At 63.6% G+C, this 20,574-nt stretch carries 22 protein-coding genes and 1 tRNA gene; 10 read left to right on the forward strand and 13 right to left on the reverse strand.

The genetic code is table 11. The annotated features are described in order from the left end of the window. Nucleotides 1-207 precede the first annotated feature (207 nt). The 3 genes from AC0L17_RS20475 to AC0L17_RS20485 form a co-directional block, all read right to left on the reverse strand. Nucleotides 208-1,242, reverse strand: a complete 1,035-nt coding sequence (locus AC0L17_RS20475) for an ABC transporter substrate-binding protein (RefSeq protein ID WP_473517162.1) — start codon at nt 1,240-1,242, stop codon at nt 208-210. A gap of 70 nt (nt 1,243-1,312) precedes the next feature. Then, nucleotides 1,313-2,227 carry a sugar phosphate isomerase/epimerase family protein gene (locus tag AC0L17_RS20480; RefSeq protein ID WP_473517163.1) on the reverse strand — a complete coding sequence of 305 codons (915 nt, stop codon included), beginning with the start codon at nt 2,225-2,227 and terminating at the stop codon, nt 1,313-1,315. Nucleotides 2,228-2,746: 519 nt separating this feature from the next. Further along, nucleotides 2,747-2,822 (reverse strand) — tRNA-Ala (locus tag AC0L17_RS20485). 161 nt (nt 2,823-2,983) lie between these two features. On the opposite strand from AC0L17_RS20485, the gene AC0L17_RS20490 reads away from it, so the two are divergent. Beyond that, a complete protein-coding gene (locus AC0L17_RS20490; protein ID WP_023800489.1) occupies nt 2,984-3,274 on the forward strand; it encodes a YggT family protein in 291 nt (96 codons plus the stop codon). Between the two features lie 10 nt (nt 3,275-3,284). Continuing rightward, nucleotides 3,285-3,614 carry a DUF167 family protein gene (locus AC0L17_RS20495; RefSeq protein ID WP_473517164.1) on the forward strand — a complete coding sequence of 110 codons (330 nt, stop codon included), beginning with the start codon at nt 3,285-3,287 and terminating at the stop codon, nt 3,612-3,614. 79 nt (nt 3,615-3,693) lie between these two features. Here the strand turns inward: AC0L17_RS20495 and AC0L17_RS20500 are convergent, their stop codons facing one another. The 6 genes from AC0L17_RS20500 to AC0L17_RS20525 all read right to left on the reverse strand — a co-directional run bounded on the left by AC0L17_RS20500 (nt 3,694) and on the right by AC0L17_RS20525 (nt 8,969). Beyond that, on the reverse strand, nt 3,694-5,748 hold the full coding sequence (locus AC0L17_RS20500; protein WP_473517165.1) for a M3 family metallopeptidase: 2,055 nt from the start codon (nt 5,746-5,748) through the stop codon (nt 3,694-3,696). 94 nt (nt 5,749-5,842) lie between these two features. Continuing rightward, nucleotides 5,843-6,253, reverse strand: a complete 411-nt coding sequence (locus AC0L17_RS20505) for a nuclear transport factor 2 family protein (RefSeq protein ID WP_128181364.1) — start codon at nt 6,251-6,253, stop codon at nt 5,843-5,845. 9 nt (nt 6,254-6,262) lie between these two features. Next, entirely contained in the window at nt 6,263-6,907 is a 645-nt protein-coding gene (locus AC0L17_RS20510; protein ID WP_023800486.1) for a carbonic anhydrase, read from the reverse strand. Between the two features lie 154 nt (nt 6,908-7,061). After that, a complete protein-coding gene (locus AC0L17_RS20515) occupies nt 7,062-7,838 on the reverse strand; it encodes a DUF429 domain-containing protein (RefSeq protein WP_473517166.1) in 777 nt (258 codons plus the stop codon). After that, nucleotides 7,835-8,719 carry a pyridoxal kinase PdxY gene (gene pdxY / locus AC0L17_RS20520; protein ID WP_473517167.1) on the reverse strand — a complete coding sequence of 295 codons (885 nt, stop codon included), beginning with the start codon at nt 8,717-8,719 and terminating at the stop codon, nt 7,835-7,837. Before pdxY ends, AC0L17_RS20515 begins: the two co-directional genes overlap by 4 nt. Nucleotides 8,720-8,726: 7 nt before the next feature. After that, nucleotides 8,727-8,969, reverse strand: a complete 243-nt coding sequence (locus tag AC0L17_RS20525) for a hypothetical protein (RefSeq protein ID WP_128248090.1) — start codon at nt 8,967-8,969, stop codon at nt 8,727-8,729. Between the two features lie 161 nt (nt 8,970-9,130). Between AC0L17_RS20525 and AC0L17_RS20530 the strand changes: the two genes are divergently transcribed. The 5 genes from AC0L17_RS20530 to ppa all read left to right on the forward strand — a co-directional run bounded on the left by AC0L17_RS20530 (nt 9,131) and on the right by ppa (nt 12,592). Beyond that, nucleotides 9,131-9,763 carry a LemA family protein gene (locus AC0L17_RS20530; protein ID WP_023800481.1) on the forward strand — a complete coding sequence of 211 codons (633 nt, stop codon included), beginning with the start codon at nt 9,131-9,133 and terminating at the stop codon, nt 9,761-9,763. A gap of 85 nt (nt 9,764-9,848) precedes the next feature. After that, nucleotides 9,849-10,676, forward strand: a complete 828-nt coding sequence (locus AC0L17_RS20535; protein ID WP_473517168.1) for a TPM domain-containing protein — start codon at nt 9,849-9,851, stop codon at nt 10,674-10,676. A gap of 8 nt (nt 10,677-10,684) precedes the next feature. After that, nucleotides 10,685-11,323 carry a TPM domain-containing protein gene (locus tag AC0L17_RS20540; RefSeq protein ID WP_473517169.1) on the forward strand — a complete coding sequence of 213 codons (639 nt, stop codon included), beginning with the start codon at nt 10,685-10,687 and terminating at the stop codon, nt 11,321-11,323. Between the two features lie 116 nt (nt 11,324-11,439). Then, nucleotides 11,440-11,946 (forward strand): GNAT family N-acetyltransferase, encoded by a 507-nt coding sequence (locus AC0L17_RS20545; RefSeq protein ID WP_128168610.1) that lies wholly within the window; start codon nt 11,440-11,442, stop codon nt 11,944-11,946. 112 nt (nt 11,947-12,058) lie between these two features. Then, a complete protein-coding gene (gene ppa / locus AC0L17_RS20550; RefSeq protein WP_023800478.1) occupies nt 12,059-12,592 on the forward strand; it encodes an inorganic diphosphatase in 534 nt (177 codons plus the stop codon). 230 nt (nt 12,593-12,822) lie between these two features. On the opposite strand, the gene AC0L17_RS20555 is transcribed toward ppa, so the two are convergent. From AC0L17_RS20555 to AC0L17_RS20565, 3 genes are all read right to left on the reverse strand, one after another. Further along, nucleotides 12,823-13,413 carry a hypothetical protein gene (locus AC0L17_RS20555; protein ID WP_473517170.1) on the reverse strand — a complete coding sequence of 197 codons (591 nt, stop codon included), beginning with the start codon at nt 13,411-13,413 and terminating at the stop codon, nt 12,823-12,825. A 16-nt stretch (nt 13,414-13,429) separates the two neighbouring features. Then, a complete protein-coding gene (locus AC0L17_RS20560; RefSeq protein ID WP_473517171.1) occupies nt 13,430-13,831 on the reverse strand; it encodes a hypothetical protein in 402 nt (133 codons plus the stop codon). Between the two features lie 115 nt (nt 13,832-13,946). Beyond that, on the reverse strand, nt 13,947-14,552 hold the full coding sequence (locus tag AC0L17_RS20565) for a TetR/AcrR family transcriptional regulator (RefSeq protein ID WP_473517172.1): 606 nt from the start codon (nt 14,550-14,552) through the stop codon (nt 13,947-13,949). A gap of 82 nt (nt 14,553-14,634) precedes the next feature. Between AC0L17_RS20565 and AC0L17_RS20570 the strand changes: the two genes are divergently transcribed. Next, the gene (locus AC0L17_RS20570; RefSeq protein WP_473517173.1) at nt 14,635-15,918 is read left to right on the forward strand and encodes an MFS transporter; all 1,284 of its coding nucleotides are present in this window, start codon (nt 14,635-14,637) and stop codon (nt 15,916-15,918) included. A 278-nt stretch (nt 15,919-16,196) separates the two neighbouring features. Then, the gene (locus tag AC0L17_RS20575) at nt 16,197-17,765 is read left to right on the forward strand and encodes an alkaline phosphatase D family protein (protein WP_473517174.1); all 1,569 of its coding nucleotides are present in this window, start codon (nt 16,197-16,199) and stop codon (nt 17,763-17,765) included. 178 nt (nt 17,766-17,943) lie between these two features. On the opposite strand, the gene AC0L17_RS20580 is transcribed toward AC0L17_RS20575, so the two are convergent. Next, on the reverse strand, nt 17,944-18,219 hold the full coding sequence (locus tag AC0L17_RS20580; protein WP_473517175.1) for a hypothetical protein: 276 nt from the start codon (nt 18,217-18,219) through the stop codon (nt 17,944-17,946). A gap of 200 nt (nt 18,220-18,419) precedes the next feature. On the opposite strand from AC0L17_RS20580, the gene typA reads away from it, so the two are divergent. After that, complete coding sequence (gene typA / locus AC0L17_RS20585) at nt 18,420-20,249, forward strand: translational GTPase TypA (protein ID WP_287234460.1); 1,830 nt, start codon at nt 18,420-18,422, stop codon at nt 20,247-20,249. The last annotated feature ends 325 nt before the right edge of the window (nt 20,250-20,574 follow it).

Below are 20,574 nucleotides of genomic sequence, written 5' to 3' on the forward strand. Positions count from 1 at the left end.
CGCGTTGCTCTCGTTCAAAGTTGTCTAAAACGGCGATCTTGCCTTCTCCCCTTGTGGGAGAAGGTGGCCTCGCGAAGCGAGGTCGGATGAGGGGTGTTCCAGGGAACACCAACGTCTCATTCGTCCAACACCCCTCATCCGTCTCGGCGCTGCGCGCCGATCCACCTTCTCCCACAAGGCGAGAAGGAGGAAGCGCGGCAGTGATCATTACTCGCCAGGGCCCTTGCAGGCGATGATCTGCTCCTTGGTGTAGGTGGTCCACTCCGGAATGGAGATCGAGACCGGCCATTCCGGGCTCAGCGACGGATCGGCGACGCTTTTCAGCTTGGCCTTGCCCTCCGCGGTGGCGTTCTCCCACAGCTGCGGCTCGACGAGCACGGTCTGCTCCGCCGGCTTCTTGCCGTTCAGGATCTGCAGGGCCAGCGTCACGCCGGCGCCGCCGATCGAGCCGGGATTGGTCACCGCCGCGCCGACGAGGCCTTCGACCGAGTTCAGCTGGCCGACGAAGCCGGCATTGTCGGCGCCGACCACCGGCACCAGCGGCGTCTGCGACTCGACCAGCGCGTCGACGATCACATTGTCGATGCCCGAGGTCCAGATGCCGTTGAACGGCGATCCGGTGGCGATGAAATCGAGGATCTGCTGCTTGCCCTGGTCCTGCTGCCAGCCGGTGAAGACCTCATGCACGACCTTGACGTCGGGGAATTCGGCGAGCGCCTTCTTAAAACCCTTGTCGCGGTCGCTGTCGGCCGAGGCGCCGGCGGCACCACGCATATAGACGACGTCGCCCTTGCCGCCGATCTGCTGGAACAGCCATTTGGCGCCGAGATAGGCGTACTGTTCCTGGTTGTTGGAGATGATGTAGGCCGAAGGCTCGGTGACCGCCTGGTCGACGGCGACGACGACGATGCCGGCCTTGGTGGCTTCCTCGAGCGCTGACTTGATGCCGGCGGGATCGGCCGGGTTGACGACGATGGCGTTGACCTTGGCGCTGATCAGGTTGCGGATGTCCTCGAGCTGGCCGGCGGCGTCGGTGTTGCGATGGGCGATGTTGAGCTTGGTGACCTCGCCGGAGGCAAGCGCCTGCGCCTTGATGGCGCAGATCATCTCCTCGCGCCAGCCATTGCCCTGCACCGTGTTGGAGACGCCGATCGTGTATTTGGCTTCAGCGGACGAGACGCCCGCCGAAGCCAGAAACGCCGCGCCGGCAAGCAGCGGGACCATTGCCAGATATTTTTTCATTTCAGTCTTCCTCCACATTGTTTTCAGTTCAGTTCGAAAAGTGGGTTGTCAGTTCAGTTCGAAAAGGGGCTCATTTCACGAAGGGGCGCAGCACGTCGCGGGCGAGCAGAAAGCCGCGCTTGACCTCTTCGTCGCTGCCCTCAAAGCGCCGGTCCTCGTGTTCGATGATGATGGCTCCGTCGTAGCCGGCGCGGTAGAGGCCGGAGAAGATCACATTCCAATCGACATCGCCAAGCCCCGGCATGCGCGGCACCTGCCAGCCCATGCCGGCCGAGAGGATACCGCGCTCGTAAAGCCCATCATGATCGATCATCAGGTCCTTGGCATGGACATGCAGCATGTACGGGCCGAATTCCCTGATGAAGCGGGCCTGGTCGATCATCTGCCAGACCAGATGCGACGGATCGAAATTCATGCCGACATCGCCGCCCCAGGCATCGAGGATGCGGCGCCAGATATAGGGCGAATAGGCGATGTTGTGGCCGCCCGGCCATTCGTCATAGCTGAAGATCATCGGGCAGTTCTCAAAAGCCAGCTTGACGCCGTTGTCGCGCGCATGGGCGATGATGGCGGGCCACAGTTTGAGTGCCTCTTGCCAGTTGGCGTCGACGGTTTTTGCAGCGTCGCCGCCGCAGAAGGTGTTGACCACCGGCACGCCCATATGGCTCGCCAGCACAATCACCTTCCTCAAATGATCGATGACGGTTTTGCGGTGGGCGGCATCGGGATGCAGCGGATTGGGATAAAAGCCGAGGCCCGAGATCGACAGGTTCTCTTCCGCCAGTGCGGCGGTGATCTCCTTGGCCTGCGAGGCCGAGGTCGAGGCGGCGTCGATATGGCTGGTGCCGGCATAGCGCCGGGCCGCACTTGAGGATTTCGGCCAGCAGGCGATCTCCAGCGCCTCGAAGCCGGCAGAACTTGCCCAGTTGGCGACCTCGCCAAGCGGGGTGTCGGCAAACGGTGCGGTGAGCAATCCGAGCTTCATGTGGCCCTCCCGTGGTTCACGACCGGCCTACTATGCCGATTGTGCAGGCCGCTTCAACCGTGTCGCCGCCGGCAATGCGCAAACCTGTCTGACGAATGCCACCGGATCGTCGCAGAGCAGGCCATCGTGAGCGGCCGTGACAGCCGTGCGGAACGGCTGGATTTAGTTAGGCGTCTGACAACAGCAGGACTTCCCTTGGCTGGGCGCCAGCCCACTCCCGCAACGACCTGATTTTGCTCTTGTGGGGCGATTTCGGTCGAGCTAATGGTGTATCGGGCTTAGGGGTTTGAAGTGACTGACATCATCACATTCGTGGTTGCTGGCGCGTGGGCGGCAGTTGGATTTGGGGTGATCTGGTACGTCAGAACGAGACCGCCTGTCCCTGAAGGTCACGAGGACCCCGATCTGCGGGAATGGCTTGAGGGCCAGGTCTAAAGCCCCAAGCTCAAAGCCCGCCAGAGCGCGTTCGGGGTGCGCCGATACAGCTATCTTCTTGATTTTTCTGGGATAAATTTCCGCTGGTGGAGCTGAGGAGGATCGAACTCCTGACCTCGTCATTGCGAACGACGCGCTCTCCCAGCTGAGCTACAGCCCCGTCCAGCGGAATGGGCGCATTTATCGGGCGCTGCGGTTTCCTGTCAAGACGGCGTTTTGCCCAAAACCGCACGGCCAGTCACCGGCTGGGCATGCGGCGGAAGCTGGCTCTTGCCGCCTCCGCCTGCAATGGCTACATGTCGGCAACAATCGGAGACCGGCATGATAGCCCTCATTCAGACCATTGTCCTGGCGCTTGACATTTATTGGTGGATCATCATCGCTTCGGCGATTTTCTCCTGGCTCTACGCCTTCAACGTCGTCAACTCGCGCAACCAGTTCGTCGATAGCGTCAGCAACATGCTGTTCCGGCTGACCGAGCCGGCGCTGCGGCCGATCCGCCGCTTCCTGCCCGACCTCGGCGGCATCGACATCTCGCCGATCATCCTGCTTCTGATCCTGTTCTTCCTGCGGCAGTTCCTGCTCACCACAGTGGCGCCGCTGGTCGTCTGACGGCGGTTCCATGACCGGGCCGTTTCGCCCGCGTAACGACGGCGTCGACCTGTTCGTCCGGCTGACGCCGAAAGCGGCGATGGACAGGCTCGAAGGCATCGAGATCTCGGCAGACGGGCGAAGCCATCTGAAGGCCCGCGTCCGTGCCGTGCCGGAAAACGGCGCCGCCAACCAGGCGCTCGAACGGCTGGTCGCCGAGGCGCTGGGAGTGCCGCGGTCGGCCGTCTCGGTCGCCGCCGGCGGCACCGCCCGGCTAAAGACGCTGCGCGTCCTCGGCGACCCGGCGGCGCTGGGGAGATGCATTGCGGCGCTCAGTGGCGCCCCAAGCGCGCCGCGTTAAGATGGCCTGCTGCGAGATGCTTTGATCGGACATCGCCGGTCCGCCGAGGTTGGCGATTGGTCCTCCGTTGGCCCTCGCTCTAGACCAGCCCGCGCTTGATCATCATCGCTTCGGGCGACGGCATCTTGCCGCGGAAGGCGGTGTAGAGCTCTTCCGGGTCTTTCGAGCCGCCGGCGGCATAGATGTTTTTCCTGAGCCGCTCGGCCAGCGCCGGATTGAACGGGTCACCCGTCTCCTCGAAGGCGGCGAAGGCGTCGGCGTCGAGCACCTCCGACCACATGTAGGAATAGTAGCCGGCCGAATAGCCGTCGCCGGCAAAGATGTGGCCGAAATGCGGGGTGCGGTGGCGCATGGCGATGGTGTCGGGCATGTTGAGCTTCTCGAGCGTTTCGGCTTCGAAACGAAGCGGCTCGTTCGGCGCATCCGGCCGCGCGTGGTAGGCCATATCGACCAGCGCCGAGGCGGTGAACTCGACCGTGGCGAAGCCGGCGCCAAAAGTGCGCGCCGCCAGCATCTTGTCGACCAGCGCCTTCGGCATCGGTTTGCCGGTCGTCACGTGCAGCGCATGCTTTTCCAGCACCGCCGGCACCGTCAGCCAGTGCTCGTAGAGTTGCGAGGGCAGCTCGACGAAATCGCGGCTGACCGAGGTGCCCGCGACCGACGGCCAGGTGACTTCGGTCAGCATGCCATGCAGCGCATGACCGAATTCGTGGAACAGGGTTTTGGCTTCATCGACCGACAAAAGCGCTGCCTCGCCCTCCGGCGGCTTGGCGAAATTCATGATGTTGTAGATGACCGGCCTGGAGCCATCGCCGAGCTTGTAGCCGGACTTCAGCGCGCTCATCCAGGCGCCGGAGCGCTTTGAGGGCCGCGCGAAATAGTCGGCCAGGAACAGCCCGCGCTCGCTGCCGTCGGCATTCCTGACGACGAAAACGCGCGCGTCCGGGTGCCAGGTGGCAATGCCTTGCTTCTCCTCGAAGCTGATGCCGAACAATTTTGTCGCCACGTCGAAACAGGCGTCGATGATACGGTCGAGCTGCAGATAGGGCTTCAGCTCGGCCTCGTCGAAGGCGAATTTCTCGGCGCGCAGCTTCTCCTGATAGAAGCGCCAGTCCCAGGCGGCGAATTCTTCGTTGCTGCCGGCCTCGGCCGCCAGCCGCTGCAATTCGATCTGATCGCTTGCGGCCTTTTCCACCGCCTTTCCCCAGACCGGGTCGAGCAGCGTATGCACCGCCTCGGGCGTCTTTGCCATGGTGTCGTCGAGCTTCAGCGCGGCGTAGGAAGCGTAGCCGAGCAGCTTCGCCTTTTCGGCGCGCAGGCGTAGCATATCGCGCACCACGGCGGTGTTGTCGGTGGCGCCGCCGTTCTGGCCGCGCATGGTGAAGGCGCGGAAGGCAATCTCGCGCAGGTCGCGGCGCTCGGAGAAGGTCGAGAACGGCTCGTAGATCGAGCGCGACAGGGTGACGGCATAGCGGCCCTTCTGGCCGCGCATCTCGGCGGCCTCGGCCATCGCGCTTTTCAGGAATTCCGGCAGGTCGGCAAGGTCGGCTTCATCGAGGAACAGCGCCCAGTCGCGCTCGTCGGCAAGCAGATTCTGGCCGAAATTCGTGCCGAGCGACGACAGCTCCTCATTGATCGCCGCCAGCCGTTTCTTGCCCTCGGCGTCGAGCCTGGCGCCGGAGCGGACGAAATTTTTCCAGGTCTTTTCCAGCACCTGCAGCGTTTCGGCATCGAGCTTCAGCGCGTCGCGGCGCTGGTAGAGATCGTCGATGCGGGCAAACAGCCTCTCGTTCATCGAGATCGCCGAGAAATGCCGCGACATCTTTGGCGAGATCTCGCGCTCAAGCGCCTGGATCGCCTCGTTGGTGTGGGCGCCGGCCCGGCACCAGAAGATCGACGAGACATGGTCGAGCGCCTCGCCGCCAAGCTCGAGCGCCGCAAGCGTATTCTCGATGGTCGGGGTCTCGGCATTGCCCGCTATCGCCTCGATCTCGGCCTCATGCGCCGTCAATGCCGCATCGAAAACCCCGGAAAAATCGCCGTCGCCGATGCGGGTGAAATCGGGCAGGCCGAGCGGCCCTTGCCAGGTGGTCAGCGGATGGGCGGCGAGGTCGACGGCGGACGGCATGGGCAATCTTTCGTAAGTGAGGGGCTTTCGCTGAGTGGCGGGATGGGGCGATCGTCACCGATGTAAGGCGCTGGCTTGCCGCACGCAATATCGCGGCTGGTCAGTAGCTGTCGCAGTTTTCGGCGATCGCCGCCTGCGAGCTGGCAGTGATGCGGTTGTCGGCGATCGCGAAGGTTTCCTGCATCAGCACGTCGTTGTTGGGGAAATCATAACAGGCGATCACCGTGGTGACGCCGCCCTCGGTCTTCTCGATTCGATGCCGGATTTCAGCCCCGGCGACTGCGCCCTCCCAGTCGTCGATGGAGGCGATGAATTCCTGCTTGGTCTGGACGACGCCGAGATCGTCGAGTTTTATCCGGACGTCGTCGGCAAGCAGGTCCGACAGTTCCGTGCGATCGGCGACCAGCAGCGCCGCATACCAGCGGCCGATGAGCGCGCCGTCGTCGGCGCCGGCGGATATGACTGAAAACAGCAGCGCCGCTGCGGCCAAAGCGATCGAACGGCATGCCATGCAACCCTCCTACGTCATCTCCGGCCGCTCGAAGTCGCCGGTGTCCTTGTTCATCACCCAGAGTTCGCCGGTCGAGATGTCGAACCAGGCGCCGTGCAGCGACAGCCGTCCCTTGCCTTCCAGGATCGAGACGCAGGGAAAGGTCCTGAGATTGGCGATCGAATAGCGGATCGAAATGCGCTCGAGCGCGGTCTGGCGCTCGGTCGCCGTCATGAAGGTGCTGGACGACACGGTCTCGGCCGCCGGCGCAATCAGGCTCATCCACTTGCCGATGAAGTCGCCGGGCGACAAGGGCGCTGCGGTACTGTCGAGTGCTGCGCGGATGCCGCCGCAGCGGCCATGGCCCATCACCACGATGTTCTTGACCTTGAGGCTCTGCACGGCGAACTCGAGCGCGGCCGAGGTCGAGTGGAACTGGTCGTCGGGCGCATAGGGCGGCACCAGATTGCCGACATTGCGCAGCACGAAGAGTTCGCCGGGGCCAGCGTCAAAAATCGCCTCGGGAGCCGCGCGGGAGTCGCAGCAAGCAATGATCATCGTTTCGGGGGCCTGGCCCTCGCGAGCAAGCGAGCGATAGCGTCCGCTTTCGGCGAGATAGCGGCCACTCATGAAATTGCGGTAGCCGGTGAGCAGATGGTCTGGGAGATGAGGCATTGGCGGCGTCTGGAGCCTTTCGGGGTTAGGCGGCAGCTCTGTAGGTCAGGAAGGCTCTAGCGGCAAAAGCCGGTCGCGAGCAATGCCGAATCGCGAAGGACGTGGTTGCCATTCGCCAATGCGATTGCCTCGCCGATAGATGGGCCGAGGAGATTCACGCCCAAATGGCGACAGGGATACCAAAACGGTCGGCGAGCGGCGGATCCGGAAACGGCCTTGCCTCGCCGCTGGCGATGCGACCGGCGATCAGCATCATCGCTGCGGCGTCGAGAAAGTCGTCGGCAGCGGCGCCTCGCGGCGGCGTCCGGTCGAGAAAGCCACTGACATAACCGTGCCGGCAAAGCAGCGCCTTGCGTTCCGCCATGCCGGCCGGGTTGACGGCGCCCTTGATCTTCTTCGGCAGGCGCATCGCCTGGTCGTCGTTCAGCCGGCAGAAGGCGACTTCCGGATGCGATTCGAAGACGCGGCGGCGCAGTTCGGGACGCGCGATCAGAACCGCATCGACCTCGCGGATCTTGGCAAAGATGCCAAAAGCCTGGATCGAGACGCCGCGCGGCGGATTGGAGGTCGCCTTGGCCACTTCGCTTGCTTGGCGATGCGCGGCATGCCAGGCCTCGATCGTGGTGAAGCCGTCCGTATGCGCATAAAGCGCCGCACGCGAGGGGATGGCGAAGACACTCGATTGCCTGTTGCCGAGCAGCGGCCGCACCAGCGATTCGGGCCCGCGGCCGCCCTTTTGTGAAACATCGGGCAGGCCGATCGGCATGTCGACGGCGACTGTCGCCTCGGCTGGCAATGCGTCGAGCAGTGCTGCGAAGCTTGGAAAAACGGCTACCGAGGGGGCTGCGCCCGGGTTACGAGGTGTCGAACCGGGATCGCGGCGAACGGCGATCCAGCCGGCCTTGCAGCCATCGACGCCGACGACAGTCACGCTCTTTTGTCCCGCCCCGGATGCAGGAGATGGCGAAGCTGCACCATCGCCATCGGGTGCGACAGGCTCTGTGCATCGGTTTCGAGCTGCAATTCGTCGCCGCCGCGCTTGGCGGTGCGCGCCAGGATCTCGTAGACCGCCGCCGTGGTCGACTGCAGTGCCTTGATCGCCGGCTGGCCGGACAGGGTGCGCGCCAGATAGACGGCCGCCGTCAGGTCGCCGAGGCCATTGGGCGGCTTGTCGATGAGGCGATGCTCGGCGAGCAGCGCCTGGTTGCCGTTGAGCAGCAGATTGCCGGTGCCGCCGGCCATCATCGCCGGCGCCGACGTGACCAGCATGGTCGACGGCCCGGCCTGAAGGGCGGCCGCCATCACCGCTTGGAGGTCGGGCAGCGGCGCTCCCGCCATCCATTCCAGCTCGTAGCGGTTGGGCGTGGCGATGTCGGCGATCGGCATCAGCCGGTCGCGCATCGCGATGGCGGTCGTCTCCGGCACATAAAGCCCGCCCGAATCGCCCATCACCGGGTCGCAGATGTAGACGGCGTCCGGCGTCTTCGCCTTGACCGCGCCGACCAGCGAGGCGACGGCGTCGGCCTGGCCGCCTTCGCCGAGATAGCCGGACAGCACCGCGCCGACCTCGCCCAGCCATGGCGCGCGCTCGAGATCGGCCATCAGCGCCCTGAATTGATCGAGCGGCGGCACGATGCGCGTGGCCCGTCCATGGCCCGGATGCCAGGGCAGGATGACGGTCGGCACCGCCCACACCGGAAATCCCAGCGTCTCCAGCGCAAAGACCGCGGCGCGGTTGCCGACCGAGCCGCGCGCGACATGGCTGGAAATGACGATAACCGCGCGCGGCGCGTCGTGTTCTTCGTTGCTCACGAGGTTCCTAACCCTGGATGATGAAAAGCACGAGCCAGATCAACAGGCCAATACCGACAATGAGCCCCAGCGCCCGGCCAATGCGCGTGCCCCAATATTCGATCGGGTCCGCCCGGTCGGCGTCTGCTGCAGTGACGTCATCGCGCGCGCCCTTCGCGGTCCGCGCAACGGACGAGGCCGGGTCGGTTTCACTTGCCACGCGCTCGATGATGCGGCGCGATTCGTCGTCGCTGTCCTGGCGTCCCGCCATGGCTATGCCCTGTTTTCGCAGCGACTTTAACCTGTTCGCCCGGCCAGTTACAGGGCCTGACAGTGAATGCCAAAGCACCAGCAGCGCCCCAGGTTGAGGTCATGTTCTTGCGCGCAGATTGTGGTAATGCTTCGCCCGTCAGTCTTGTTGAGGGATTTTCCATGCCTGCCCTTTCCTCCCCTTTCGTCTTCCGCAACCTGCCAGCCTTGCTGATGATGGCGATCGTGCTGCCGCTGCTGGCCGGCTGCGGCTACAACACAATTCCGACGGCAGAGGAAAACGCCAAGGCCGCATGGAGCCAGGTGCTGAACCAGTACCAGCGCCGCGCCGATCTCATTCCCAACCTGGTCGAGACGGTCAAGGGCTATGCGGCGCATGAGAAGGATACGCTCGATGCCGTGGTCGAGGCGCGCGCCAAGGCGACGCAGGTGACGGTGACGCCCGACACGCTGAGCGATCCGGAAGCGGTCAAGAGATTCCAGGACAGTCAAGCCGGCCTGACCAGCGCGCTGTCGCGGTTGCTGGCAGTGGTGGAGAATTATCCCGACCTCAAGGCCAACCAGAATTTTCTGGCGCTGCAGGCGCAGCTCGAAGGCACCGAGAACCGCATCTCGGTCGCCCGACGCGACTATATCGAGGCGGTGCGGGAGTATAATCTGACGCTGAGGACCTTCCCGTCGGTGATTTGGGCGACCCTGTGGTTCCGCGACAATCAGCCATTCGCCAATTTCACCATCGAGGAAGACAAGATGCAGACGCCGAAGGTCGATTTCGGCACGCAGCAGGGTGGGTGATCAGCGCTTAGCGAGCGCAGTTCCATTGACCTTGTACTCCGTCCCACCCCCCTCTGTCCTGCCGGACATCTCCCCCTCAAGGGGGGTGGGACGGAACGCAAGCCTTGCATTCCTGCCGGTTGCTCTAGCCCTTCTCTACTTAGCCCTCTTCCTCCCCCTCGCCACCCTTGCCGCCGAATTGCCTGCCCTGACCGGGCGGGTCGTCGACAATGCCGGCATCATCGACGCCGCAACCGAGGCGGCGCTGACCCGCAAGCTTGCGGATTTCGAGGCCAAGAGCTCTGACCAGATCGTCGTCGCGACGCTTCCTGGCCTCGATGGCGAGGAGATCGAGCCCTTCGCCAACCGGCTGTTCCGCGCCTGGAAGCTCGGCCAGGCCGGCGAGGACAATGGCGTGCTTTTGCTGGTCGCCAGGGACGACCGCAAGATGCGCATCGAGGTCGGCTACGGGCTGGAAGGCACGCTGACCGACCTGCACACCAGGCTGATCATCGAAAACGACATGGTGCCGGCCTTCCGCGCCGGCGATTTCTCCGGCGGCATAATGAAGGCCGTCGACGACATGGTCATGGTGTTGGAAGGCAATCCGGAAGAGCTGGAAGCGCGCGGGACCCGCAACCAGCAGCCGCCGTTCAACACCGACGATCTGTTCTTTGCGATCTTCATAAGCATCTGGGCGATCATCTTCTTCGGCAGCATCGCCGCCGCCATCCTGCCGCCGATCTTCGGCCGGAAGATCGGCCCTAGCCGTTATCGCTGGCTGGGCATGACGTTCGAGCCGGGCCGGCAATCATCTGGCGGCTGGTCGTCCGGCGGGGGAGGCTGGTCGTCGGGCGGAGGAGGCTCAGGCGGTGGCGGCTTTTCGGGCGGCGGCGGCTCGTCCGGTGGCGGCGGATCTTCAGGAAGCTGGTGAGACACGACATGGCAACTCGACCGATCAGCCCCGAGGATCATGACCGCATCGCCAAAGCGATCCGCGTCGCCGAATCGAAGACCGACGGCGAAATCTACTGCGTGGTCGCCTATGCCAGCGACGGCTATTTCTTTCCGGCGGCCTTCATGGCGACGCTGGCGATGCTCGTCATCAGCCTCGCCGTCAGCTACGGGCTGGAAGCGTGGTGGCTGTCGATCCGCGTGCCGCATTTCGTCATCGCCCAGCTTCTGGCGATGGCCTCGATGCTTGTGCTGTTGTGGGCGCCGCCCGGCTTGCGCATCCACCTGGTGCCGAGACGGCTGCGTTACCAGGCCGCGCACGCCAATGCGATAAAGCAGTTCCTCGCCCGCAACGTCCACCGCACCACGGCGCGCACCGGCGTGCTGGTGTTCGTTTCGATTGCCGAGCACTACGCCGAAGTGATCGCCGACAGCGGCATCGACAGCCGCGTCGGCCAGCATGTCTGGGACGGCGTCGTCCGCGACCTTACCGCGCATGCCCGCGACGATCGTCTCGCTGACGGCTTCATCAAGGCGATCGAAGCGACGGCTGCGGTGCTGGCCGAGCATTTCCCGGTTTCTTCCGGCGACAGCAACGAACTCGACGACCATCTGGTCGAAATCTGAGTCGCTACGAACGGTTTTTTCAGCACTCAACGGCACGTCTATCGACTGTGCGAAAGCTTGGGAGCCGCTGACCGGACTCTTGCAATCGGGCGATGCGGGTTTATGGTTAACCAATCATGAAGACGCTGAGCATCGACATCAGGAAAGCCGAGCCGCGCGACGCAGGCGCGATCGCCGACGTGCACCTGCTGGCCTGGCGCGGCGCCTACTCCGGCATCATCCCGCATCGCACGCTGACATCGATGATCAACCGCCGCGGCGCCGACTGGTGGGCGAACGCCATCCGCCGCGCCGCCACCGTCCTGGTTGTCGAGATCGGCGGCAAGGTCGCCGGCTACGCCACGATCGGCAAGAACCGCGCCCGCGAGCTCAAGCAGCAGGGCGAGATCTACGAACTCTACGTGCGCCCGGAATATCAGGGCATCGGGCTCGGCAGTCGGCTATTCTCGGCCGCACGGGCGCGACTGGCAGACCACGGGCTGAAAGGCATGGTGGTGTGGGCGCTGGAGGACAACCAGAACGCGCTCACCTTCTATGCCGGCGCCGGCGGCCGCGACGTCGCCGAGGGCGTCGAGGTTTTTGAGCAGAAGGCTCTGAAGAAGGTCGCCTTCGTCTGGGAATGACGGCTCGACACGCCTCTCGCCAGCACCCTCAGCCGATTTCAGTACCATTCGCCGCATTGCACCATGCGCCGCCGCCCGCTATCGGTCTCCAATCGAAAGAGGGACAAAAGCCATGCGTATCGAAGCCATCGCCATCGGAAAGAACCCGCCGGAGGACATCAACGTCATCATCGAGGTGCCGATCGGCGGCGAGCCGATCAAGTACGAGATGGACAAGGAGGCCGGCACGCTGTTCGTCGACCGCTTCCTGCACACCTCGATGCGCTACCCCGGCAATTACGGCTTCGTGCCGCACACGCTGTCGGGTGACGGCGACCCGATCGACGTGCTGGTCTGCAACACGCGGGCGCTGGTGCCGGGCTGCGTCATCAATGTGCGGCCGATCGGCGTGCTGGTGATGGAGGACAATTCCGGCCTGGACGAAAAGATCATCGCGGTGCCGTCGCCCAAGCTGACGCTGCGCTACGAGAACGTCACCGAATACACGCACCTGCCCGACATCACCCGCCAGCAGGTGCAGCACTTCTTCGAGCACTACAAGGATCTCGAACCCGGCAAATGGGTCAAGATCGAGGGCTGGCACGATGCCGCCTACGCCAAGAAGATGATCGTCGAGGCGATCGAACGGGCCAAGGCGAGCAAGTAGCCGAACGCCTGAAGTTGCGAGCAAACTGCTGGCGTAGCGCCGCCCCTCATCCGCCTGCCGGCACCTTCTCCCCGTGAACGGGGAGAAGCCCGCTGACCTCGACCTTGGCGCCCATTCAGCAACGGTGGTAATTGGCGAAACCATTGATGGCTGCGTCTTTCTCCCCGTCTGCCCGGCAGGGCAATGAGGGGCAGCGCTGACCGACGTTTACTTTTCAATGCGACGCGCTCCTAATTATCGACGCGGCCGAAAGCGGGTGCGTTGCCGATAACCACGCGCTTGTCCTTGCCGCAGGCAAAGGTCCGCGCCTTCTCGTCGGCGAGCTTGCGTGCCTGGTCGTTGGCGCCGGGGTTGCCGGTGGCCAGCACCAGGCCGACGGTGCAGCCTTCATAGGTCTCCGGTTGGCCGACCTTGGCGACGATCAGCACGTCGGTCGGTTTGTTCTCCACCTCGGGATTGCTGATCGAGCGCCGATGAATGACCGCAAACGGGACGGCGCGATCGCCGTTCGTCTCGATGCGCCACTCGAGTTTGGATGCCGCCGAGTTGAAGGCGACAAAACTTTCCCAGACTGGGCTCATGTCGCTGGGCGGAAAACCATAAAACAGCGAATCGCGGGCGTCGTCGTAGGCGATCAGCACCGGGTAGCCGCGATAGCCCGAACAGGCGAGACTGGCCCACTCGCCGTCGCCTTCCTCCGCCTGCGCGTAGGTCACGCAGTCCTTCTTCCAGTCGAGATCGGTGTAGGCACTGGAAATGTCGCCGGCCCGGGCAGGCTGGCAGAGGCAGGCGAGGGCAAGCGGGATCAGAAGCGCACGCACGCGATACACCCTGTGGTCATTTTCGCTGCCGGGCTCTAAGCTTCGCAAAAAAATACAGGGCGTACAACGCGGAAAAACAAATGGATACAATGGACGTTTGGTAGTCCATCCAGGAAATTGCGACGAGCGACACGAAGGTTGCAAACAGCGTTACCGGCACAGCGACGCCGGTGTACAGGAAAATCAAAGCCGAGGCAGATATCAAGACGATAAGAGCGCTCCCTGTGGGACTATAGTCGGGAGCCTTAAATAAGAAATAGGCAAGGGCTGATGAAATAAGTATGAGAAACAAAAATCTGCGCAGGACGGCTTCCTTGACCGTATACTCGTTCAGGTCAAAGACCGTCCGAATGTCTCTTTTCTCCTGCTCGCCAATTAAACCCGAACTCCCTCGCCTCAGGTAGTGAAGCAGGAACATCTTTTCGAGGTCGTCTAAAAACGTTCGAACAAGGTTCAAGTCGTTACCGGCAATTATCAGCAGACCACGAGCGTGACGGCCATACTGCTTCCGGCTGGAAAGGACCGCAAGAGGTCTATTTCTTCAAGCTCGCTTCGATCAGCAGGTCGGCATTGCGGGCCACAGACTTCGCCGGTCCGCCGGCCCCGAACAGCTGGCCACTGATATAGGCGCCTTCGATCAGAAGCAGCAGCCCGTCGCCCAGCGTCTCGGCGTCGCCGGCACCCATCGCCGCCGCCATGGTGCGCAGGCGTCGGCGCAATTCCTGCTTGTTGGCCTCGCTCACCACGCGGGCCGGGTGGCCACGTTCGGGATATTCGACGGCCGCGTTGGTCATGCCGCAGCCGCGATAGTCGGGCTTTTGCGTGCGCTTGCCGATGCGGGTCAGGAAGGCGGCGATCTGCGCGCGCGGATCGCCGGGATGGGCAGCCACCGCCGCGTCGAAGCGGGCCCAGAACTCGAGGTCGTATTGCCGCAGATAGGACGCGGCCAATTCGTCCTTGGAGGGGAAGCTGCGATAGAGGCTGGGCTTGGTGACGCCGGCGCGCCGCACGATCTCGTCGACGCCGATCGCCCTGATGCCTTGCCGGTAGAACAGATCGCGGGCAACGCGAAGGATTCTTTCGCCCGCGCGGGGCTGTGCCACCTCATCTGCTTTGATCGTTGGTTCAATGCTTTTCATCCAGGATGTGCCGTTGCCTGCTTGACAATGTTACCGATCGGTACGTATACCCTAGTACAACTGCAACGTACCGGTCAGTAACATGATAGCTCAATCCCGCCCGTTTGGCCAGCGCTACGCTTTCGTCGTGGTCGCCGTCATCTTCCTCTGCCTGCTGATCGCGGCGGGCCTGCGGTCGGCGCCGGCCGTCATGATGCTGCCGCTGGAGGAGAGTTTCGGCTGGCGGCGCGATGTCGTCTCGCTCGCCGCGGCCATCGGTATCTTCCTCTACGGCCTGACCGGGCCGTTTGCCGCGGCACTGATGGAACGGATCGGGCTGCGCCGCACGCTGCTGGCGGCGCTTGTGCTGATGTCGGGCTCGACGGCGCTCAGCCTGTTGATGACCCAGCCCTGGCACCTGCTTCTCACCTGGGGCGTATTCTCCGGCGTCGGTTCCGGCGCGGTCGCCACGGTGCTCGGCGCCACCATCGTCAATCGCTGGTTCAAGACCAATCGCGGCCTGGTGATGGGGCTGATGTCGGCCTCGGCCGCCACCGGCCTGCTGGTGTTCCTGCCGTTGCTCGCCGCGCTCGCGCAGTCGGGCGGCTGGAAGCCGGTCGCCATCGCCATTGCGGTGGCCACCGCCTGCCTGGTGCCGCTGGTCTGGCTGCTGGTGCCGGAACGGCCGTCCGCGATCGGCATGGTGCGCTACGGCGCGGACGTCGACGACGTGCCGCCGGTTCCGCCGGCCTCGCAGGGCAATTTCCTCACCCATACGCTCAGCACGCTGCGTCGTGCCGCCGGCACGCGGGTGTTCTGGTATCTGTTCGCCACTTTCTTCATCTGCGGCTTCACCACCAACGGACTGGTCGGAACGCACCTGATCGCGTTTTGCGGCGACATGGGCATCGGCCAGGTCCAAGCCGCCGGCCTGCTGTCGCTGATGGGCATCTTCGACCTGATCGGCACGACGCTGTCGGGCTGGCTCACCGACCGTTTCGACCCGCGCAAGCTGCTCGGCGTCTATTATGGCATCCGCGGCCTGTCGCTGATCTATCTGCCTTATTCCGGCTTTTCGTCGACCAGCCTGATCATCTTCGCCGTGCTCTACGGATTGGACTGGATCGCCACCGTGCCGCCGACGCTCAGGCTGTCGAACGAGGCGTTCGGCGACCGCAGCGGGCCGATTGTCTTCGGCTGGATCGTCGCCGGCCATCAGGTGGGTGCAGCGGCGGCCGCCTTCTTCGGCGGCACCATGCGTGAATTGCAGGGCAATTACGAACTTGCCTTCCTCATCGCCGGCATGACGGCAATAGCCGCAGCCTGCCTCTCGCTGTTGATCAACACCAGCCGTCCGGCCTTCGAGCCGAACCCGCAGGCGGCTTGAGCTGTGACGGCCGAGCGCTAATCTCCCCCCTTGAGGGGAGATGGCCGCGAAGCGGCCAGAGGGGGTCGGTCCGACCGGGCTCGGCCCCTTATCGCAGTCGCAGGAGGTTGGCGCGTCACGCGACACGACCCCCTCTGTCGCCTTCGGCGACATCTCCCCCTCGAGGGGGGAGATTCGCCAGCCTGTTGATCGTCAGAAAACCTTCATGGTTTCGAGATGTGCGTGAAACATTGAGGCTGGACCTTGGCGGCGACGTTTAAGCCATCCAGGAGACAGCCATGAACAAGATTTCGCGCCGCGCTTTTGTCACGTCGGCGAGCGCCGCCGGCCTCGTCGGCGTATCGGGCCTCGCGCTTCCCTATTATTCGCGCGCCAATCAGCGGCCCGCCTTCACCCATGGCATCCAGTCGGGCGATGTCGACGCAACCAGCGGCGTGGTGTGGACGCGGACCGACCGCCCTTCGCGCGTCATGTTCGAAGTCTCGTCGACGGAGAATTTCGCCAATGCCTTGCGCCTTGCGCCGCTCGATACGTCGCCGGCCAGCGATTACACGGTAAAGCGGCTGCTCACCGACCTTACCTCCGACCAGGACATCTTCTACCGCATGGTCGCGGCCGATCTTGCCGACATCAACGCCGTCTCCGAGCCGATCGTCGGCCGCTTCCGCACGGCGCCGGCCTCGAAACGCGACATCCGCTTCGCCTGGTCGGGCGATACCGCCGGCCAGGGCTGGGGCATCGACGACACCGGCATGAAGACCTATGCCACGATCGGCAAGCATACGCCCGACTTCTTCCTGCATTCCGGCGACACCATCTATGCCGACGGCCCGATGAAGGACGAGGTCGATCTTCCCGGCGGCAGCAAGTGGAAGAACAAGGTCCTCATCGACGAAAAGCGCAAGGTTGCCGAGACGCTGGACGAGTACCGCGGCCAGTGGAAGTACAACATGATGGATAAGAACGTGCTGGGGCTCAACGCCATCTGCCCGACCTTCTACCAGTGGGACGACCACGAGGTGGTCAACAACTGGTCGGATTCGAAGAACCTGAGCGCCGACGACCGCTACTCGGAAAAAAACATCCATGTGCTGGCGGCACGCGCGGCACGCGCCTTCCACGAGATGACGACGATCCGCTACGAGCCGTCGGAACCGGGCCGCGTCTATCGCAAGATCGCCTACGGGCCGCTGCTCGAAGTGTTCTTCCTCGACATGCGCTCCTATCGCGGCGCCAACGGTCCTGGCATGCAGGATACGATGACGCCGCAATCGCGTATCCTCGGCGAACAGCAGATGAAATGGCTGAAGCGCGAACTGGCAAACTCCAACGCGACCTGGAAAATCATCGCCGCCGACATGCCGCTCGGCCTCATCGTCTGGAACGACGCCACCAACAAGGCCGGCGCCGAGGCCGTCAGCAATGGCGACAATGGCCCGGCCAAGGGCCGCGAATTGGAAATTGCCGACCTCCTTCGCTACATAAAGAATGCCGGCATCACCAACACCGTCTGGCTGACCGCCGACGTGCACTACACGGCGGCGCATTACTACAATCCCGACAAGGCGCAGTTCCAGGACTTCAATCCGTTCTGGGAATTCGTCTCGGGTCCGCTCCATGCCGGCACCTATGGACCCAATGATTTCGACATGACCTTCGGCCCGGAGCTGAAATTCATCAAGGCGCCAACCGCCGAGCAGGGGCAGAACCTGCCACCCTCGGCCGGCCTGCAGTTCTTCGGCCTCGTCGACATCGATGGCGCCACTGAACAGATGACGGTGCGGCTGATGGATTGCGACGACAATGAACTCTACAAGGTCACGCTCGACCCGGTGCATTCGGCGTGAGGGAACTGGCGCCTGTTCACCCTCCCCCTTGTGGGGAGGGTCGGCGAGGCGGCTTCGCAAAGCGAAGCTGGCGAGACGGGGTGGGGGTGAAGCGCCGACATAGGTGGGGCACGCACCCCCACCCTGCTCCGCTTCGCGGATCGACCCTCCCCACAAGGGGGAGGGTAAGGCGCGGTCGTCAGTCTGGATAGCAAACGGTCGGAATATTGGGCCAAACAGCGCTGTCGCAGTTGGCGGCCTCCTGCCTTTGCTTGAAGGCGGCGCTGACCGGCCCGGTCACCACCGGGTCGACGCCATCGGGAGCGTCGGCAAACAACTGCTCCGCCGTTCGGGTGTCGGACGGCAGGGCAGGCTCCTTCGATCTCGCGGCCGACTGTGCCACGCCTGCCGCAAGCAGAACGGCGAGGGCAGCCCATGCAAGGATTGGCCGGTATCTGATGCCCGTTTTGCTCATGAAATTTGAACTGTCCCGACCGTGAAAGGTTCCGCTTTGGTTAATAATTCAATTTCACACCAAGACACTTAAGATTTGGTGACCATGTATTTGGTGGCACGCCTCCTCTTTCGCGATTGCGAAAAACCCTGTATGAGCCGCCCAACCGAAAGAGGCAGCGCCTTTTGGCCTGCTGCCTGCAACGCTCCCGAGACCACAACATGAAAATTCGTAATATCGCGATCATCGCGCACGTCGACCATGGGAAAACCACCCTCGTCGACCAGCTCCTGAAACAGTCAGGCTCGTTCCGCGACAACCAGCGCGTTGCCGAACGCGCCATGGATTCGAACGACCTCGAAAAGGAACGCGGCATCACCATCCTGGCCAAGGCGACCTCGGTCGACTGGAAGGACACCCGCATCAACATCGTCGACACCCCCGGCCACGCCGATTTCGGCGGTGAAGTCGAGCGCATCCTGTCGATGGTGGATTCGGCCATCGTGCTGGTCGACGCCGCCGAAGGGCCGATGCCGCAGACAAAATTCGTCGTCGGCAAGGCGCTCAAGGTCGGATTGAAGCCGATCGTCGTCATCAACAAGATCGACCGGCCGGACGCCCGCCACGTCGAGGTGGTCAACGAAGTGTTCGACCTGTTTGCAGCGCTCGACGCCACCGACGAGCAGCTCGACTTCCCGATCCTTTACGGCTCGGGCCGCGACGGCTGGGTGTCGGAAAACCCCGAAGGCCCCAAGGACCAGGGTTTGGCGCCGCTGTTCGACCTCGTTATCAAGCACGTGCCGGCGCCGACCGTCCATCCCGGCCCGTTCCGCATGATCGGCACCATCCTGGAAGCCAATCCGTTCCTTGGCCGCATCATCACCGGCCGCATCGAATCCGGCACGCTGAAATCCAACCAGGCGGTCAAGGTGCTGCATCATGACGGCACCCAGGTCGAAACCGGCCGTATCTCCAAGATCCTGGCTTTCCGCGGTCTCGAGCGCCAGCCGATCGACGAAGCGCAGGCGGGCGACATCGTCGCCATCGCCGGCCTGTCGAAGGGCACCGTCGCCGACACGTTCTGCGACCCGTCGGTGACTGAGCCGCTGCACGCGCAGCCGATCGATCCGCCGACCGTGACGATGTCGTTCCTCGTCAACGATAGCCCGCTGGCCGGCACCGAGGGCGACAAGGTGACCAGCCGCGTCATCCGCGACCGCCTGCTGCGCGAGGCCGAAGGCAATGTCGCGCTGAAGATCGAGGAATCGCCGGACAAGGACTCGTTCTTCGTCTCCGGCCGCGGCGAATTGCAGCTTGCCGTGCTGATCGAGACGATGCGCCGCGAAGGGTTCGAGATCGCCGTGTCGCGGCCGCGCGTCGTCATGCAGAAGGGCGAGAACGGCGAGTTGCTCGAGCCGGTCGAGGAAGTCGTCATCGACGTCGACGAGGAGCATGCCGGCGTCGTCGTGCAAAAAATGTCGGAGCGCAAGGCCGAGATGGTCGAATTGCGCCCGTCAGGCGGCAACCGCCAGCGCATCGTCTTCCACGCGCCGACGCGCGGCCTGATCGGCTATCAGTCGGAACTGTTGACCGACACGCGCGGCACAGCAGTCATGAACCGGCTGTTCCATGCCTACGAGCCTTACAAGGGGGAGCTGCCGGGCCGCACCAACGGCGTGCTGATCTCCAACGAACAGGGTGAATCAGTGGCCTATGCCATGTGGAACCTGGAAGACCGCGGCCCGATGGTCATCGATCCGGGCGTCAAGGTCTATCAGGGCATGATCATCGGCATCCATTCACGCGACAACGACCTCGAAGTGAACGTGCTGAAGGGCAAGAAGCTGACCAACATCCGCGCCGCCGGCAAGGATGAGGCGGTGAAGCTGACGCCGCCGATCCGCATGACGCTGGAACGCGCGCTGGCCTGGATCCAGGACGACGAGCTGGTCGAAGTGACGCCGAAGACCATCCGCCTGCGCAAGCTCTATCTCGACCCGAACGAGCGCAAGCGTTTTGAGAAGTCGGCGAAAGTGGTCGGCGCGGCGTAAGCGGGATGTCGAAAGATGGGCGGCAAACTCGTCACGGCTGTCGCGTACGGCAATCGACCCGAGGCTGAAGTTTGTGTCTCGATGCCTAGTGCGTAAGGGATCTATGCTCTCGCGACGCATATTCCCGACGTAGGCGGGCTTGGCCTGATCCATGGAGGTCGGCGCTGCCCCTCATCCGCCTGCCGGCACCTTCTCCCGTGGACGGGGAGAAGACCGCTGACCGCACCCTCGGCGTTCATTTATTGCAACGCTGGTAATTGGCGGAACCGTCGATGACGGCGCCCTTCTCCCCGTTCACGGGGAGAAGATGGCGGCAGCCAGATGA

The sequence above is a fragment of the Mesorhizobium sp. WSM4829 genome, assembly GCF_055811475.1.